Raw genomic sequence first — 18052 nt, 5'->3', positions numbered from 1 at the left:
CCCATCAGTCGAACACGGCGGCCAGGGCCTCAGGCCCCGCCCCTTCCTTGACGGTCCGCAGTTCGTAATAGAGCGCCGCCACCCCGGCCGAAGCGACCACCGCCGACAGGATGTTGACCACCACGCCGGACGCCGCATTGACCCACAGATTCGGGCTGCCGTCGAGGAAGCCGCCGCCGGTCGCCAGGCCGAGCGCGCCGACCGCCGCCCCGATGATCCACGACAGGAGCATATAGATGACCATCAGGCCGAACACGTTCCAGCGATAGCCGCGCGTCAGATCGCGACTGCGCTGCAGGCTCTCCAACACGCCTCGCTTCTCGACCACCACGGCGGGCGATGCGACCGACCACATCACCGAAATGATCACGCCCGGCACGATCAGGGCCAGATAGCCCAGTCCCGCGCCCAGCGCGGCGATGATGGCCAACCCCAGCAGCGGCAGAAACATCTTCACGCCGACATCAAACGCCTGGCCAAAAGAGGTCGCCTTGCCGTTGAAGCCGTTGACCGCCGCCTTCACCACCATGCCCTGAAGCATGTAAAGCCCCACCAGATAGAACACCCAGCCCGCCGCCATCGTCAGGAATCCGACGGCGGCGCCGCCGGTGACGGCCGTGCTCTGGCCCAGGCCCATGACGGCGCTGGGCGCCCCGACCATGACCGTCGACGCGCCGAAAAAGATCGCTGCGTTTTCGCGAATGGTCGTGAAGGTGCGCTGGATCACCCGCCCGAGGTCGAACTGGCCGCCCCGGCTGACGGCCTGCCCCGACCAGGTCGGCGGAGCGACCGCCTGAAGTATGAATATCTCGGTCGCCTGCAAATCCGCGCTGGGCACGAAATCGACCTTCTGCCCGCGCGTTAGCGGCAAGGATGTCCGTACCTGCGTGACATTGAACAGATAACGCGCCGTATCATCGCCCAGTATCGCCCCCATCCCGGTCGCCTGATCGAATGTCAGAACCTCACCACGCATGATCATGCCCCCGAATGCTCTCACATCCGGCCTATCGATGTAGCAGCGGATTGACCAGAACTTTCAAACTGACGGGACAGTTGACACCGGATCACAAGACCATCGCCGACTTCCGCCGCAAAAAATAGCCTGTGACCCAGGCAGTCTGCGCCCAGTTCGTGGTTCTGTATCGTCAACTGCGCCTCTTCGAATCGGCGCTGGTCGCCATGAGGGCGAGGCTGCTTGCTGAAGTTCGTCCAAACTAGGTGCCTGGAGGGCGCGGTCGAGACGGACGAACTCAAAACGATCAGCGCCCCGCTGAAGACCCGCCGAAACGAATCCAGTGAAAGGTGCACGGTAGCCGAACGGCGTTGCTGGCGATGAGCCAGGCCCGGAATGCAAAAAGCCCCACGGCGATGAGCCATGGGGTTTCTGTAGATCAGAACCTCACGTCCGGGTGTGAGGCAGTGCTAGGTGCCGGAGCAGGATTTGGGCGATACCTCACACCTGCGATCCGCTTCACGACCTCATCAGGCGGGCCCTGTCTCGCTTCCCATCAGAGGGTCGGACATGCTGTCCATGCCCGTCTCCAAACGGCCCGCTAAGCGGCGCTCAAAACCACCTTCGGCGACAAAGACCAAGTCGTACCACGACCCATAGTCCTGCAACCGCCAAGTATGGGTGCGCTGAGATCCAGGCCGCAAGATGACCTGCACAACGTCTTCCTCCTTGCGATAGGCGTCCTCGATCTGGATGACAGCAGGGGTTCGGCTCTTGTTGTGCATCGTCACCGTCAGGCTGGCGTCCGCCTTGTTTTGACGCACGTCGAGACGCAGGCCCGCGTTGACGCTTGACGCCTGTCCCTTGAAGGATCGCAGGAAGCCGTTGGGGCCCAGAACCCACAGGTCGTAGCCGCCATCCTCGCCCGTCAACGCCCATTGGTCGTCCAGCGCTTTACCCGCCTCCACCGTGTAGCGCTGAGGAATGCGGTCCAGATGCAGCTTGTCGTAGACTTGGAATACGGCGCCCGCAGCGCCCGTGTTGACGAAGTTCAACGTCACCCCGTTGCGCGACACGCCGGCTCCGACCTCCAGCATATAGGGCAAGGCGCGCGAGGGCCGCACGCCCGGCTCCTGAAAGAGCGGCTGCGGCGTCGACGGCGGCTGGATACGGGGCCGCTGCAGGTGATCCAGTAGGGCTGCGGAAGAACCCGAAACGTCCGGCAATGCTGGAAACTCGGCGTCCGACGGCCCGCCGAAGTCGAAGGCGGAAACCAGGTCGCTGCACACCGACCGATGCCAGGCGCTGATGGCCGGTATGGTCACGCCGAAGCGTTTCTCAATGAACTGTCCGACCGAGGTGTGATCGGCGACCTCGGAGTTGACCCATCCGCCCTTGCTCCAGGGCGAGACGATGTAGAGCGGTACGCGCGGTCCCAAGCCCCAAGGCCGCACCGCGCCGCTGATCTTGTCGTCAGGGTGCAGGTACTTGCCTTGATCGTCGTTGAAATAGAGCCCCTTCACATCGACGGTGCTCTTGCCCGCCAGCGTGCCGTCCGCGCGATAGGACGGGACGCTGGGCGGCGCGAGGTGATCGAACTGCCCGTCGTTCTCGTCGAACGTCAGGAAAAAGACGGTTTTGCTCCAAACCTCGGGATTGGCGGTCAGGGCGTCCAGAACCCGCGCTGTGAACTCGGCGCCCTGAATCGGCGTCGAAGCCGAGGGGTGCTCCGAATAGATGCGCGGCGGCAAGATCCAGGAAACGGCGGGCAGGGTTCCCGCCTTCACATCCGCCTCCAGCTGCTCCAGCGACCAGTGACGCATCCCCTTTTCATAAAGGGGCGAACCCGGCTTGGCTGTGCGGAAGCTGTCGAACGCCAGACCGCCGTGCATGGCGCCGGTCCAGTTGTTGTTCGGATCCTGATAGAATTTCCAGTCGACCCCCGCAGCCTCCAGCACATCGGGAATGGTAGGCCAGGTCAGGGCCGAACCCTGATAGGTATAGCCGGGCTCGGGCATCTCGCCCTTAACCCAGCACCGCAGATTGTTGGGCTCCGAGTTCCCTTCGACTCCCGGCACGCCCTGATCGCGGCTGATCGGCTCCTGGGCCGAGCCTGACCAGAAGACGATCCGGTTCGGGTCCGTGCCCGTCGTGATCGAGCAGTGATAGCTGTCCGCCAAGGTGAAAGCCTCCGCCAGGGCGAACTGGAAGGGGATATCCTCGCGGCGATAGTAGCCCATCGAATATTTGGTCTTGAAGCGGGGCCATTCCTTCAGCTGCCCCTGCCCCCAGGCCGCCTGGGCGTCCGAAAAGCTGTGCGGCGTGCCCGGCACCTGCATGGCGTCGGTCCGCGCCGTATCCAGATGGAAAGGCGGAATGTCCTTCGCGCCGTCCGACTGGCTCCACACCGACTTTCCGCCCGGCAGCGGGATCGGATGGCGATCGCCGAACCCGCGAACGCCGCGCATGGTGCCGAAATAGTGGTCGAACGAACGGTTCTCCTGCATCAGGACGACGATGTGCTGAACGTCCTGAATGGAGCCATGCACCCGTGAGGCTGGCATCGCCGCCGCCCGCGCGATGCTGGGAAGCAGGCTGGCGAGCGCGGCGCTGCCGGTCGCGCCGAGCAGGAAACCGCGGCGGTCGGGGTTAGGCATGGCGTCTATCCTTCTGTGCCGGAGCGCCCCGAAGCTCGGGGCGGAATGTCAGAGTTCGGCGGGGCGGGCCAACAGATCCGACCCGCCGAAATCACCCTAGAAATCGCTGGAGAACGAGAGGTAGAAGCTTCTCGGCTTGCCTTCGAACGGATAGGCGAAGAAATATTCTTCCGAGTTGCGAACAATCTCGCCTCGATTATAGGCCGAGCTATAGAACATATTTCCGTAACCGAAACGCTCCGCATAATATTCATCGAATATATTTGCGATTCGAAGCTGGATACGTTTGTTCTTATCCTCCCCCAGAAGATAGGCGATCGTCGCATTCACAACCGTATAGTTGCCGAAGTTATGCCGAAACATCGGCACGCCGTTCACGCTCGGACCGCCCGTAGCGAACTCGTCGCCCTGGAAACGCGGGTTCACCTGGAGGTGCAGCCTGCCGTCCTGCGACTGCCAACTGGCGGTAGCTGTCGCGAACCAGGTGGGCGTCTCATTGGTCTGGACGCCCGCCATGGGGCCTTCGGCCAGAGACGAGTCCTGCTTGGTGTAGCCCGCATTGAAACGCCACTGATCGCCGATGCTGATGTCCAGCTCTGCATTCAGACCGCGGATTTCCGTCACGGCGTCATTGTTGAAGTATGTATTGACCTCAAGACCCGAGGTCGTCTGGATTCGGTCGGTGATGTCGGTCCAGAAGCCGCCGATCTCGGCCGATATCACCGCATCGCCGAAAACTCGGGTGCCGCCTACGCCGGCGCTGTAGCTTTCGGTCTCCTCGGGACGCAGGTTCGGATTGCCGATCACCGTGATCGGCGTGCCTTCGGGCACGTCGAAGTTGCGATACAGCTCCGTATTGCGCGGCAGGCTGTAGGAGGTGCCGCCGTTCGCACGCACATAGAAGCCGCCCGGCAGCGGCTGCCGGAAGCCGAATTTCCAGATGGTCTTGCTGTCGAAGGCGTTCGAGAAGTCCGTGCGCACGGCCAGAGAAATGGCCGTGTCCGGGCTGAAGGGCAGACGCGGCCGCGCATCGACGAACAGGCCGGTCACCGTCGTCGCTTCATTGCCGACGAAATAGACCGGATCGGAGTCGTTCTGGAAACGCACCCACTGGGCGCCGGCCACCATCTCGAAATGCGAGCCGAAGTTCAGCGTGTTCCGAACCGTGGCGCCGTACTCCTTAAAGCCGCCCTTGTTCTGGTTGCCTTCACCGAAGCCCTTGCGCAGGAAGGGTTCGACCGCGCCGGTCCAGGCCCCCTTTGGGATCACGACCTGCGGGTTGTTCGGATCCACGCAGCCCGCATCGATCAGGCAGACTTCGGGATACAGCTCCGTATTGTAAAGCGTCGGATTGGAATAATAGGCGTTGACCTCGGTCAGGACGGACTCGTTCCAGCGATGGGAAAAGGCCGCGTCGATGATCGGGTAGCGCGTCGTGTTCGGAGAGAAGACCTCAGTGTTCGGGAAGGCGTCCTGGAACCACAGCTCGGTATATTGAGCGTTGAGCAGAAGCTCGGTGTCCGTGTCGATCTTCCAGAGATATTTCGCCCCGATATTGTTGCGGTTCAGGGCATAGGTCTGGATGCCGCCGGCCAGGGCGACGTTGTCCACGAACTTGGTCGGATCGAAGATGCGCGGCCCGTCGGTCGCCAACTCGGAGCCGTAGACCATCAGCGAATGCCGTCCATCCTTGTCTAGAGGGAAGGAGTAGTTGGCCCAAAGTTCGCGCGTCTCAAACGAGCCGTAGGTGACGCCGATCTCGCCCTTGGTGGTTCCGTCAGGCTTTTTGGTCACAAGGCTGATGACGCCCACGCCGCCGTTCGATCCGAAGAAGAGGGAGTTCCCGCCCCGGAACACCTCAACCCGCTCAATCATATGCGGATCGATCGTCGTGGAGCCCCAGATGTCTTCCAGCGCCGGGCCGCGATCGTAAAGCGGCACCCCGTCAAGAACGACCAGGGTGTCGCGGTCGCCGCCGCCGTCCAGGCGGATGGTGTATTCACCCTCATCGGGCGAGTAGCCGATGTTAACGCCCTTGGCGAGGAACTGCATCAGTTCGGCCATGTTGGTGGCGCCGCTCGCGCGGATTTCCTCTGCGCGGATCACCTGGACCTGATTGCCGAACTCAACAGCCTCGGCGGCCTTCTGGGACGCACGAACGCCCGTCACCACCACATCGGCAACCGTCGCAGCCTCCCCGCGCGGGGCGGCCTGCTGCGCCATCGTGGCGCCCGGCAGAGCACATGATGCCAATAATAGCGCCGTCATGGACGGCCAATACTTCTTGAGCGGAGACACAGGGTCACTCCTTGTCGCTGACTTCGGGGAGGACGGCGCGGCGGATGGTGCGGCCACGACCGGCATCGACTTCGACGTCATCGGCTCCCCTCCTCCCAGCCATCGAACAGGCTTTCGTCAGGACGGACCGCGCCGCCTGACCATCAAGTCCATAGCGGCGCGAAGCGACAGTTTAGTGAATAAATCTCATTTTTATGCGAACAATTATTGAGCTAGCCGTTGCTCATATAGACGCAATCACCGAACGCCGCGCGCCCTCAGAGGTACTTCCTGCGGATACAAACCGAGAGGTGATCAAGCGCTAGAACAAGCAGGAAAATGGCGATCAGAATGGTCGCGACATGCCCGTAGTCATACATGTCATAGCGCCCTTTCAGCTCCTGCCCGATGCCGCCGGCGCCGACCAGGCCGATGACGGTCGCCATCCGCACGTTCCGATCCAGGATGTAGAGGGTGTAGGCGACATACTGCGGCGTCACCTGCGGCAAGATCGCAAATTGAAATATTTTCAATCTACTCGCTCCAATGGCGCGCAGGGCTTCCTGGGGTTTCACATCCGCGTTCTCGATGTCCTCGGCATAGAATTTTCCAAGGAAGCCCGCGCCGTGCAGCCCCAGCGCCAGAATCCCGGCGATCGGTCCGAAACCGTAGGCCAGAACCAGGAACAGGGCGCTGATCAGTTCGGGCACCGCTCGCAAGAGGCTGGACAGCCCTCGCGCCAGCGTCCGTAGCCACGGATGCGGCGTCAGCGGCGCGGCTCCCGCCAGCGCGAGGGGCGCCGCGATCACCACGGCGATGACTGTTCCCCAAAGGCCGATCTCCAGAGTCTCCAGCAGTTTGCCGAAAACACGGACGACATAGCCGAACGGCTCGATCAGATAGTCGACGGTTTCAGTCTGGACCCGCGTCTCGAGCGTGACAGGATCAATCCGTTCAGACCGAACCGTCCGCGTTTCAACGCGGCTGAACAACGGCTTGCGATCCGGGTCGAAGCCTTCGATCCGGCTAATCGGCGTCTCTTCCGCCAACTGGATCGGAAACAGGGAACGCGCCACCGTATCGACCGCAGCTGCGACAGGCGATTCCGCTTTCAATCCCGCCGTGTGCAGAACCGCGTCGATGGACAGCCCCGCCATCCGATCAATCTCGACCCGTCGCCCCGTATGGGCCAGAACCGCCAGAGCGATCAGCAGGATGATCAGCGTCTTGAGGCTCCATACGCGCGGAAAACGCCAGTCGCCGGCGCCTCCCCCTGAGACGGAAGTCAGATCACGATCCATGGCGCGAGCTTTCGGCCGTCGCAGTGGCGGCCTGTTCGTAGATGTCGTTCAGAATCGACGGCTCAAGCGCTTCGGGAGCGCCGTCGAAAACAATGCGCCCCCGGCTCAGCGCCACGATACGGTCGGCATAGGTTCGGGCCAGGTCGATCTGGTGCAGGCTGCACAAGACCGCCGCGCCCGAAAGACCCGCTTGAGCCTTCAGCAGCTCCAGGACTTCCCGACTGCTTTTCGGATCCAGGCTGGCCACGGGCTCGTCGGCCAGGATCAGCTTCGGCTCCAGCATGAAGGCGCGGGCGATGCCGATGCGCTGCTGCTGGCCGCCGGACAAGCCTTCCACGCGACGCGCGAGATGGACCTCATCCAGGCCGACGGCCTCGATCAGTGCGCTGGCCCGGCGAACATAGTGTTCGGGAAAGAGATGCAGGGCGGCCCGCCACGCCGGAATGTCCGGCAGGGCCCCGCTGATGACGTTGACGGCGGCCGAGGTGCGGGGCGTCAGATTAAACGCCTGATGGATCATGCCGATGCGCGGGCGCAGCGTCTTCAACGTCGCCGCGGACACCTCGACGCCGTCCACGCAGACGCGTCCCGCCGACGGCGAAACAAGGCCGTTTACCGTGCGCAGCAAGGTCGACTTGCCCGCCCCCGACGCCCCCAGCAATACGCAGAACTGCCCCGCCGGAACCGCAAACGAGACCGAGTTCAGCACGCGCGTTCCATCCGGATAGGTCTTCTCGACCTGATCAAAAGCCAGCATTCCCGCCCCCTATCGCCTTGAGGCGGCCTGTAGGATTTCGCCCTTCATCGCATCGGACTGACGCGCCATGGTCGCGGCCACGGGGTCAAAAACAGCGGCCTCTACATCGCTGCGATAACCGTCCACCTGCTTGCCGCCATAGCCCCGAATCATCTCCGGCCGGACGCCCGGCGCGTCAGCGACGCCCGCGAAGGCCGCCTTCAACTGGCTCTTCAAGGCCGGCGACAACGCCGAACGCATGACCAGAGGCGGATAGGGGATGGGCTCGCTGCGGGCGATGATGCGGACATCTTCCGGACGAGCAGCGCCCTGCGCTACCGCCTTGTCGAAACTGTCGAAGGACAGGGCCGCCACGTCGACCTGATCGCTCAACAGAGCCGCCAGGCTGCTCGTATGGCTACCCGCCAGCCGCAGTTGCGAAAAGTCCCTGGCGGGATCCAGCCCCGCCTTCGCCAGCATGTCCATGGGGATCAGGAAAGACGAAGTGGAGTTGACGTCCCCGAACGCGGCTCGGCGTCCCTTCAGGTCTTCGATGGAGCGAATGTCGGAGCCCGCGCGGACGAACAGTCCAGCGTAATAGGTCGAGGCGCCGTCTTCTTCCGCTACCGCCAGCAGCTCGGCGCAGCCGCGTTCACGCGCCTGGATATAGGTGACGGGGCCGACGAAGGCGATGTCGGCCCTGCCCCCGCACAGCGCCTCGATGACCGTCGCGTAGGACTGAGCGACGGTGAGCTTGAACTGCAGCCCGGTCGCCCGTCCCACGGCGTCAAAGATCGGCTGATAGTCCGCCCGAGTGCCGTCCTCCGTACCGCCGTCGGCGGGGATGAGCACGACATTCAGGCTCTGAACCTGCTGATCCGAGACGACCGGCCGCCCCATGATCAGAAACGCAGCCGCAGCCATCCCGGCGAGGGCGAGCCCTCCCGCTATCAATCGAACCTTCACTGACCGCCCTCGACCTGAATCCAAACCTCGAAACATCGGGCCAAGCCGCCCCCTCAGGTCGGACCCCATCGGCGCGCAAACGGTCTCAGCCGATGGCTGGCCGACAGCGGCGCCGATCAACATGGGACGCTAAATCCGTCAGTTTCACCCCTCCCGCTACCGCGTTTATGTGACACAAAAATGAATGGATTTCATTTTTTTGCTTATGTATCTAGACAAATATTGAACTGAATTCACCGCGAGGAGGCGGCGTGTTTTCTGAGGCTAGCAAGGCGAACACCGCAAATATGGCGACGGGGCACGACCTCATCGCATCGGCGGGCGGCCTGTTGATCGACTGGGACGGCTGCATCGCTCTGGGCGACGCCCCCCTGCCCGGCGCCATACGCTTTCTACAGGCGAACCAGTCGCGCGTGGCGATTTTGTCCAACAATTCCACGGCCTTGCCGCAGGATTTCTCCGCTATCCTGGAACGTGCGGGCGTGACCTTGCCGATCGAGCGGATCGTACTGGCCGGAGCCGAAACCCTGCGTCAGGCCGCGGCCTCAGGCCTGCGACAGGTCACGGTCCTGGCCAGCAGCCGCATGAAGGCCCACGCACGCGCCCTGGGCCTGACGCTGGTGAAAGAGCGGCCTGAAGCGGTCATCCTGATGCGCCATACGCGCTTCAGCTTCACCGACCTGCAACGCGCTGTGGACGCCGTCAGCGGCGGCGCACGACTTATCGTCTCGAACGCCGACAACACTCACCCCGGCCGCAACGGCCGGCTCGTGCCGGAAACCGGCGCTCTGCTGTCTGCCCTGAGGTCATGCCTTCCCCACGCCGAGCCTGAAATCGTCGGCAAGCCTCAGGCCTTGCTGTTTCACCGCGCGTGCGAAGTGCTGGGGATTTCGCCCGATCAAGCGGTCATGATCGGCGACAACCCCGACACCGACATCAAAGGCGCGCGCGCTCTGGGCATGGGCGCCGTACTGATCGGACCACAGGGCGATATGTCCGCGCTGGACTTGCGCCTGCCTGCCGTCCATGCCGTCGCCCTCCGACGCCCCTAGAAACGCTTGATGGACAGGATGTCGGACGTCGACTGCAACGCCGCTACCGAGGTCTCGTAGTCCGCCATCGCCAACGCGGCGATCAGCGCGTCGACCACGCACAGTTGAGCGATGCGGCTGGTCATGGCTTCGGTCCGAAACCGCGTCTCGCGCGCCATGGTGAACAAGACGATGTCAGTGTGCGCCTGCAACGGCGAGCGCCCATAGTTGGTGATCGCAATCGTTTGGGCGCCCGCCGCCTTCGCCAGCTTGGTGGCCACCACCGTCTCATGCGTCGCGCCGGTGTGCGAAATGGTCAGCACCGCCACATCCGGTGAGGTGCGCGAAGCGCTGATCGCCTGGATGTGGCTGTCGGTCACGACCTTGGCTTCCAGGCCGATACGCAGCATTCGATACTGCACGTCCTCGGCCACCGACGCCGACGACCCGACGCCATAGATCTCTATACGCTTGGCCGCGCGAAGGACGTGCACCGCCTTCTGCATGGCCTGAGTATCCAGAACGGACAGGGTGTCCCTTAAGGTCTGAATTCCCGAATGGAAGATCTTACGGCACGTGGTTGCGACGTCATCGCCCTCGACCAGGTCTTCATGGATGAACTGGACCGGCTGCACCGCTTCCTGCGCCAGGCTAAGCTTCAGCTTCTGAAAACCTGACAAGCCCATCTTCTTGCAGAAGTTGACGACGCTGCCTTCGCTGGAAGACGTGGCTTCCGACAACTCCGTCACCGACATACGGATGACCTGTTGCGGATTTTTCAGGACAAAGTCCGCGATCCTTCGCGCGCCCTTCGCCAAACCCGGGTAGGCGATACGGATACGCGTAAGGGTGTTATCGAAAAGAGCCTCTTCCGTCATACCGTCCCAATGCTGTCTTGCGCGTCCTCAACGCCGACTGTCGCCGCATGACGAGCAAGTCCGCACGGCATCCGACCGCCGTCAATCATGTCAGCCATTGGCCCTTTCATTCAAGGACCGCACTCACAAAATGAGATATTTTCATCACGGTTCAGCGCACCGCTGAAAACCCGCCTGAGCGAGATCCTGACCAGCCTGGCGGCTGACGCCGCCTCTTCCGTGACCCAGTTCTACCTGGGCGTAGCGGAGGCCTACCGCCGGCTTGGCGAGAAGCTGCTCCAGGCGAACGAGAACGAGAACGAGAACGAGAACGGCAAGGAGGCGCGCATCGAGCTAGGCAAATTGATCGACCGCGTAGACTTCATCCCAATAGAGGGCCTGGGCAAGTACAAGCCGGAAGTCCACGGCAGCGTTCCCCCGGATGCGGGTAAGGACTTCGCCAAAACCGGCTCTATCAACTCGGATAGGCATATCGCCTGGGATTCCGAAGCCCCAAGTCCATTACGCGCCGTCGTCCTCCAGAAGTGTCTGCTTCAGCTGCCCACTGGAAACATGGAACCGCGTTTTTGCGACACGCACCGCATATGGCCCGGCCGGCTGGACAAGATCGCGGTCGATTTCGCCGCATAATAACAATCCGCTATCGGTCAGTGCATAGGCGTGATGCGCGTCTACGGCGAACGCCCGGTTGAGGAATGTAAGCGTGGCGGGATCAAGGTCTGCGATCGGCTTGCGATAGGTTCCTCTAAACAGCATGTGGCCGTTTGCATCGATCAAGAGCTGGTCATGTACGCCGCGCGCCGTGTCTGGGTCGATCTTGCCGGGCTTGGCGACCGGCTTGCCGCGATAGAGCAGCGTTTCCCCCATGCGCGCAAATGTGTGTCCGAGCGCCTTCACGGCGGCGGCATCGTCAATATTGCGCTTGCGCGCGCCTTCTACGATCAGCCCGTTCGCATCACGGGCATAGGCGCCGCCGAGCACCTCGAAGCTCGTCATGTCGGCCCTGACGATGGCCAGCTCCGACATTGGGATTTTGCTGTCAAAATAGTAGGCTTGCCGTTTGTCTCTGAACCACGGGCCGTCAATAGTCTCAAAGCTTGCGGGGTCAGCCCCCTTCACGGGCTCCTGTCCGTACCGTTCCAGCCCCGGCGTGAAGTAGCGCAGACCGTGCCTGTCCCGCCCGAAAACATCCGTGAGATGGCGGAAGCTGTCATGGTCAAAATGATCGAGCGACACCCATTCACCGTCACACGGCGCCTCCGGCTTGACTAGAATTCTGGTTCCGTCGCTGTAGAAGGGGCCGCCGACCGGCGTCAGTTGATCGGTCGATTGGGGTGGAGCCTCTCGCCGGGCCTTTTCCTTGCGCCACCAGCTGTCGACGATCTCAGGGCGTTCCTCAAAATAGCGGCTCCAGTGATCGAATTCGCCTGAAACGGATTGAGGCTGCCCCGCATAGTATGGCCGGTCTTTGTCATAGGCGCGATATTGGCCGGCGTCAGAGGCGCAGGTGAAGCTGTCTCGATCCGCGCCCAGGATCGGTTTATTCTCCCAATAGATGCTGTTTTTGTCTGCAAAATATTGGCCTTCATCGCCGATGGAATGAAAGCTCGGCGCATCTGCGCCTTCGATTGCGACGCCATAAGCATAGACCTTGCGGCTGTCCTTTGCGTAGTGGCTCTCCCACACATGGATACCGGGCTTCTGTCCCCTCCCGTAATAGTAGGAGACGATCCCGAATGTACCAGGTTCTTCCGTCGGCAGACGAAGATTGGTGATGTAGTAACCTGCGGCCTTGTCCGCTCCGTAACGCTCATTCAACACAAGAAAGCTGTCTGGATCAGCCCCGCGCGCGACAAACCAGAAGCGCTTCGTGGGCGTCTCGCCTTGCCCGTAAACACGGCTGTCGTCGCGAAACCACCGGTCGCCAAGCTGACGAAAGCTCAAGGGATCGACCCCGGTCAGCGCCGCGCCCTTGCGGTCAGAAATCGGCTCACCGTCCACGAAGACATGAGCGCCATCATGCACATAGCGGATGGTCGGGAAGCATTGCTCGCAAATGTAATGCGCGATCCAATCGGAATTCGCGAAAGGGCCGATACGCGGATCAGCCTCGATCGCTTGTCGCAGCGCCTCAAGCTCCCGGCGCATGCTGAACGAACCAGGGATAACTAGATCCAAGCCGTCATGGGCTCTCAGATGATTGAAGAGTTTCCGATCTTCCTCGGGGGCGGGAAGGCCGTCATGCCGGTAAGCACTGGCGACCCAACTCGTATTGGCGAAATGAAGCTGTCTGTAGCGTTCATTGCATTGCCGCCATTGATCAAGCCTTGCGCCGAGCCGGGCTAGAACCTCCGCCCTCGGACGCCCGGCATCAAGAAACAGGCTTGCCGCATACCAATGGGCATAGGGAAACGGGAAAAGAGCATTGAGATCCGGCACCGTCGTCCTTCGCCAATTCTACAGGGTCATCTAAATCGCAGCAGCGAGGATAACACCGGGCGTTCAGCCTCCGCCAACGCATCCGCGCTCCACGTCGCGGCGTCGGGATTTTGGTCCACCACCAGGCGCGATAACGTCGACGTTCGAGGAATGAGGTCAACGCCGCGTCGGGCGATCTTGACCTTGCCGGCCAGGTAGACGCCATCGTCATAGCTTCTCAGTTTTGCCGGGGGCGCCTCTCGGTAGGCTCCAGTCGCCTTTTCAGTCACCGCGACATAGAGCAGCGACGGCTCGGACCCGCTTCCGATCGTCGTCGAAATCTCCACAAGCTGACGGGCTGAATCCTTGACCTTTAGCAGGAAACGACACTGGCTCCCCGCATCGGCCACGGTCTTGGCCGTTCGGTCGATCAGCGCGCTGTCTTGCGGCTTCAGCGCCTTCAGACAGGCAATGAGGCCGTCGGCGGCGACCCTAAAGGCGTTTTCACCGACAAGTTCCTGGGGAACCCCAACAGCAACGGTACGAAACCACCAGTCATCCGGCGTGAATCTGGGCGGTTCTGCTTCAATGACGCCGACCGGCAGATCGGTCGTGTAGCTGACGTAAAGAGCCGGGTTGTGACCGATGCTGAAACCTTCACCGTTCAGCCACCAAGTCAAGCGACGCGCAAAAGCCCAAGCATCATCCTGGCCCTTGAGATAGTCGCCGCCTCGTCCAGTGAAGAGTCGGGTGTCGTTGAGGCGAGAAGGACGTCCGTCTTTCGTCATGCGTTGGCTTTATAGAGCAAAATCAGACAATGCGATCACGGGCATTTAGGGAAGTGAGGGAGCCTGAAATCCTACATTCAACGAAACGCCCTCAAGGCGCGACGCCTTACACTTGCGGTCTCGACTGCTGAGATGCCATTGGTAGGAATGAAAAGTCTTTTCCTAAAGGTAGGCGGCCTTTTCGCCGCGGTTGGGGTGATCTTCCTCATCGTCAGCGCCGTGCTCTTTCAGAAGCAGGCGGATTTTTCCGCGAAGGCGGCAAGAGCGCAGGGAACCGTCACGGAACTCATCCGCCATGTCGAACGCGACCGCGATCGCGCGCGAAGCACGGTTAGCTATACCGCGGTCATCGTCTTCTCGGACAAAAGCGGGCGGCGGCGCGAGTTCAGCGAAGCCGTCCGCTCCAACCCGCCGCGTTTTTCCGAGGGAGATGACGTCCCGGTTCTCTATGACCCTGCACGACCATCGCATGCGGTTGTCGATGACTTCTGGGGCCGTCGAGGCGTGATGACGATTTTCCTCGGTCTCGGAGCGATATTTTCTACACTCGGCACGATTATTCTGGCCATCGACCTGACGCGAAGCCGAAAAATCTCGCGTTTGATGCGCGAAGGGAAGCCCGTGGATGCGGACTTCCTTCACGTGTTTCGCGATACGCGCACCACTCGCAATGGCGATCACCCCTTTCGGGTCGTGGCGCAGACCACGGACCCGAAAACCGGAAGATTGCGCCGGTTCGAGAGCGAGGAAATCTGGGTCGATCCCACGCAGCAACTAACCGGACGCAAACTACGCGTGCTCCTCGATCCCGCCGATCCGCGGCGGTACCATGTCGACCTTTCTGACATCATCACCTCAGAGGACTAAGACGTCGACCGATGGCGGTTTGTCCGCCGTCGGCGTCAATGACGCAGACGCGCTGCCTCAGAAACGCAGGCTCAGCCCCGCGACGATGCGGCGGTCCGTCAGCCCGTTATAACAAAGGAGCGCATCGTCATTAATGCAGTACTCATTCGCGTCTTCGCGCGTCAGATTGATCGCCTCCAGACCCACGGTCGCCCAGCTGTTGATCTCATAGTTGACGCTGGCGTTCAGTTGGCCGCGGTCATCGCTGACGCGCGGAACGTCGAAGGCCGAGGTGAAGGCTTCCGTGTTGATGAAATCGGAGCGCCACGTATAGCGCATCCGGGCGCTCAGCCCGCCTCGTTCATAGAAGAGCGTCGCATTGTAGGAATACTTGGAGAGGTTCTCCAGCTCGACGCGATCCTGGGGCAGCGGATCAAAACCTAGGTCGCGGGTCGTGTTCCGCGTCAGGCCGATGGTCCGGTAGCTGTCAACGTTGCCGCCGGTCTTCTGATAGGTGAAGTTGCCGATGAAGCCGAAGCCGGACATCCAGCCGAGGCGATCCTCCCATTGGGACAGATCGTACTGGAAGGCCGCTTCAATGCCCGTCTGGGTCGTCTCGCCATCCACGTTGAACGTCGATGTCAGCGGAACGCAGATGCCGGTCTGCCCCTTGTCCGGGTGATTGACGTTGATGACGGCGATCGGGTTGTAGATGCCGCCGCCGGGGCAGGACGGATCGCGGCTTCGGTTCACCACGCCATTGACGGCGTTGTCCGGCGGGCTTTCGGTGACGCTAGCGAACAGATTGTCTCGGACTTTATGGAAGACGCCCAGGCTGATCAGGCTGGACGGCGCGAAATAGTATTCAGCCGACAGGTCGAACGACAGCACGGTTTCCGGCTGCAGGTTCGGGTTGCCGCGATTGACCGCAGTGTTTTCACTGGTGGCGAAGGTCACCGAGGACGACAAGCGGTTGAAGTCCGGTCGACGGATATCGCGAGCGACGCCGGCGCGAATGATCACGTCCTCGCGCGGCTCGGCCACAAGGTTGAAACGCGGCAGCCAGAATTCATACGAGGTGTCGTGCACGACCCTGTTCGAGTTCGTGCCGCTGGCGACCGTATTCCCGACCGAACTGAGGTCTGTGCTGACGTAGCGCACGCCGGCGTTGCCGCGCATGGGGATGCCGAACGCCTCGGCGTCAAAATTGGCCTGCAGATAGGCGGTGCTGGTCTTTTCGGTGATCTCGAAGAAGGCGCTCGCCTGCGAAGTCGGCTGACCGATCAGCGGAATATTGGAGCCGTTGGCGGCGTTGCTGGCGGCGATGGCGGCGTTGATGTCGGCCAGGGTTCCGGCCGGATCGCCGAAGGCCTTGGCGCCGTCCAAGATCAGGAAGTCGGAGAAGTATAGGCGACGATCATCGGCCGCGTTGAAATTGTTCGGGCCGGCGATCAGCAGATTTGAGAAGCGGTCGCCGCTGGGGCGGAAGAAGGACGAATTGACGTTGGTGAAGTTGGTGTTGCCCGTGACGTTGTCATTGAGCGCGCTGGTCTCGTTCCAGCGCAGGCCAGCATCGATCGAACTGATGAAAGGCACAATGCCGTCCATGGCGTAGGAGGCGTCCAGGCGGAACGCCTTCTCCTCATTCTCGCGAATGCTCCGGCCTTGCGACACCTGACGCAGGCGATAGTTGGCGGGGTCCAGCAACTGGGCCGCGCTGGGCGTCGAGAGCTGCCCCTGAGCGATGCCGAACTGCAGCGTTCCGCCGCTCAGGTCGAACTCGATGGGCACCCCATTCGCCAGCGACACGCCCTGAACCGGCTGGGGAGCGTTGGGATTGACGAATTCCAGCGTCGTATTGAAGCTGGGCAAGACTGAGTCCGAGGTCGACAAGGCCGCCTGGGCGCTCAGCGACAAACGGTCGAGATCCCATTCACCGCCCAAGGCGAACACGCGGCTCTCGGTCACTCGCGAGCCCGTATCGCTGGTCGTCCGAAGATAAGGCGCAAGATTGCCGTCCGTCCGGGGCAGGATGAGTCCCTTCAGCGCGGCCTGGACGGAGCCCAGATCCATCGTCCCGTTCGGGCCCTGCACCTTGCCCAGATTGACGGTTTCGAACGCCGTGTTGGTCGTATTGTCGACCACGCCGTTGTCCGAAATGGTGGATATCTGGACGGTCGAGCTCTGTTCGGCGCGCTGCTGATCGTTCAGCGTCATGTCGAAATAGAACTTCAGATTGTCCCTGGGCTTCCACTCCGCCGAACCCGAGAAATTCTTGGTCTCATACTCGAAATTTTCCAGACTCTGATTGAGGAACTGGATGCGCATGAAGGGGAAGGCCTCGGCGCTCAGGCGTCCCGAGTCGGGAGTGACGATCGCATCGCGGTCGACGCGTGGACGAAAGGCGGCGACGTCCTGCTCGGCATAGCTGAAGCTGCCGACCAGGCCGAACTGACCGAAGTCCGTGTCCCAGCGCTTGCCGATCGTGCCCGAGTAGCGCGGGGTCAAGGTATCCGACAGGTCGCTGTATTCAGTCTGGGCGCGGAAGGCGAACAGAGGATCCTTCAAATCCAGCGGCCGGATGGTCCGCAGATTGATGGTGCCGCCCACCGAACCTTCGATCGTCTTGGCTTCCGGCACCTTGATGACCTGCACCGAGTTGATCATCGAGGCCGCAAGGTCATCGAAGCTGATGCCCGACCGGCCCGAGCCCGACCCCACCGTCGAAACGCCGTTGATTTCGACCCGGTTGGCGTCCGTGCCGCGGATCTGCACGCCGCGCCCGACGCCCGCTTCGCGCGTGATCTGAATGCCGGTGACGTTCTCGAGCACTTCGGCGAGATTCTGGTCCGGCAGCTTGCCGATGTCTTCGGCCTCGATGACCTCGACCAGGTTGTCGGCATTGCGCTTCTGCGACAGCGCGTTCTGCAGCGACGCGCGAATGCCGGTGACGACGATCTCATCGACCTGAGTGACGTCGGCGTTCCCCGCCTCATCCTGATCCGGCTCAACGCTTTGGGCGAACGCCGGAGCGGCCGCCATCAGCGCCGTCGTCGTCAGCAGTATCGCTGTCAGTCGTTTGCCGGAATTCGCTCGAACGCCAGCATCCCCCAATTCCCTCATCGCCTGCCTCCCAGTGCGCTTTTTTTATTATCCGAACGCTGGATTGGCCTTACCTGACTGTCAACCTTTTTTAGGA

Annotated in this window: 13 protein-coding genes and 1 pseudogene; 4 read left to right on the top strand and 10 right to left on the bottom strand. The window is 61.8% G+C overall.

The genetic code is table 11. The features are described 5' to 3' along the window. Nucleotides 1-4 precede the first annotated feature (4 nt). Complete coding sequence (locus tag BJP32_RS11530; RefSeq protein WP_083673974.1) at nucleotides 5-982, bottom strand: hypothetical protein; 978 nt, start codon at nucleotides 980-982, stop codon at nucleotides 5-7. A gap of 62 nt (nucleotides 983-1044) precedes the next feature. Here BJP32_RS11530 and BJP32_RS17900 point away from each other — a divergent pair. Beyond that, nucleotides 1045-1185, top strand: a pseudogene (locus BJP32_RS17900) (hypothetical protein); the annotation flags it as partial. Between the two features lie 300 nt (nucleotides 1186-1485). Here the strand turns inward: BJP32_RS17900 and BJP32_RS11525 are convergent. After that, entirely contained in the window at nucleotides 1486-3612 is a 2127-nt protein-coding gene (locus BJP32_RS11525) for a phosphocholine-specific phospholipase C (RefSeq protein WP_076224166.1), read from the bottom strand. A 96-nt stretch (nucleotides 3613-3708) separates the two neighbouring features. Beyond that, nucleotides 3709-5835, bottom strand: coding sequence for a TonB-dependent siderophore receptor (locus BJP32_RS11520; protein ID WP_233126819.1), 2127 nt, complete (start codon nucleotides 5833-5835; stop codon nucleotides 3709-3711). A 43-nt stretch (nucleotides 5836-5878) separates the two neighbouring features. Here BJP32_RS11520 and BJP32_RS17525 point away from each other — a divergent pair, with 43 nt between their 5' ends. Continuing rightward, a complete protein-coding gene (locus BJP32_RS17525) occupies nucleotides 5879-6121 on the top strand; it encodes a hypothetical protein (protein WP_198935290.1) in 243 nt (80 codons plus the stop codon). A gap of 46 nt (nucleotides 6122-6167) precedes the next feature. Here BJP32_RS17525 and phnE read toward each other — a convergent pair whose 3' ends face one another. From phnE to BJP32_RS11505, 3 genes are read right to left on the bottom strand one after another with little or no spacing between them, the layout of a single operon-like run. Then, nucleotides 6168-7190: a phosphonate ABC transporter, permease protein PhnE gene (gene phnE, locus BJP32_RS11515; RefSeq protein WP_076224163.1), complete on the bottom strand. Its 1023-nt coding sequence runs from the start codon at nucleotides 7188-7190 to the stop codon at nucleotides 6168-6170. After that, entirely contained in the window at nucleotides 7180-7947 is a 768-nt protein-coding gene (locus tag BJP32_RS11510) for a phosphonate ABC transporter ATP-binding protein (protein WP_076224161.1), read from the bottom strand. The genes phnE and BJP32_RS11510 overlap by 11 nt, the downstream gene beginning before the upstream one ends. A 9-nt stretch (nucleotides 7948-7956) precedes the next feature. Continuing rightward, the gene (locus BJP32_RS11505; RefSeq protein ID WP_255370627.1) at nucleotides 7957-8928 is read right to left on the bottom strand and encodes a phosphate/phosphite/phosphonate ABC transporter substrate-binding protein; all 972 of its coding nucleotides are present in this window, start codon (nucleotides 8926-8928) and stop codon (nucleotides 7957-7959) included. A gap of 215 nt (nucleotides 8929-9143) precedes the next feature. On the opposite strand from BJP32_RS11505, the gene BJP32_RS11500 reads away from it, so the two are divergent. Beyond that, the gene (locus tag BJP32_RS11500; RefSeq protein WP_198935286.1) at nucleotides 9144-9944 is read left to right on the top strand and encodes an HAD-IIA family hydrolase; all 801 of its coding nucleotides are present in this window, start codon (nucleotides 9144-9146) and stop codon (nucleotides 9942-9944) included. Here the strand turns inward: BJP32_RS11500 and BJP32_RS11495 are convergent. From BJP32_RS11495 to BJP32_RS11485, 3 genes are all read right to left on the bottom strand, one after another. Further along, complete coding sequence (locus tag BJP32_RS11495) at nucleotides 9941-10801, bottom strand: MurR/RpiR family transcriptional regulator (protein WP_076224157.1); 861 nt, start codon at nucleotides 10799-10801, stop codon at nucleotides 9941-9943. The genes BJP32_RS11500 and BJP32_RS11495 overlap by 4 nt on opposite strands. 501 nt (nucleotides 10802-11302) lie before the next feature. Next, nucleotides 11303-13240, bottom strand: coding sequence for a DKNYY domain-containing protein (locus BJP32_RS11490; protein WP_076224155.1), 1938 nt, complete (start codon nucleotides 13238-13240; stop codon nucleotides 11303-11305). A 26-nt stretch (nucleotides 13241-13266) separates the two neighbouring features. After that, nucleotides 13267-14007, bottom strand: coding sequence for a hypothetical protein (locus BJP32_RS11485; protein WP_076224154.1), 741 nt, complete (start codon nucleotides 14005-14007; stop codon nucleotides 13267-13269). Nucleotides 14008-14154: 147 nt separating this feature from the next. Here BJP32_RS11485 and BJP32_RS11480 point away from each other — a divergent pair, with 147 nt between their 5' ends. Next, the gene (locus BJP32_RS11480) at nucleotides 14155-14874 is read left to right on the top strand and encodes a DUF3592 domain-containing protein (RefSeq protein WP_158043309.1); all 720 of its coding nucleotides are present in this window, start codon (nucleotides 14155-14157) and stop codon (nucleotides 14872-14874) included. 57 nt (nucleotides 14875-14931) lie between these two features. On the opposite strand, the gene BJP32_RS11475 is transcribed toward BJP32_RS11480, so the two are convergent. After that, on the bottom strand, nucleotides 14932-17895 hold the full coding sequence (locus BJP32_RS11475; RefSeq protein WP_233126818.1) for a TonB-dependent receptor: 2964 nt from the start codon (nucleotides 17893-17895) through the stop codon (nucleotides 14932-14934). Nucleotides 17896-18052: the final 157 nt, after the last annotated feature.

This window comes from Brevundimonas sp. ZS04, assembly GCF_001956865.1.
Taxonomy (GTDB): domain Bacteria; phylum Pseudomonadota; class Alphaproteobacteria; order Caulobacterales; family Caulobacteraceae; genus Brevundimonas; species Brevundimonas diminuta.
The sequence above is the reverse complement of the archived record's forward strand: the minus strand, read 5'-3'. Positions and strand labels throughout refer to the sequence as shown.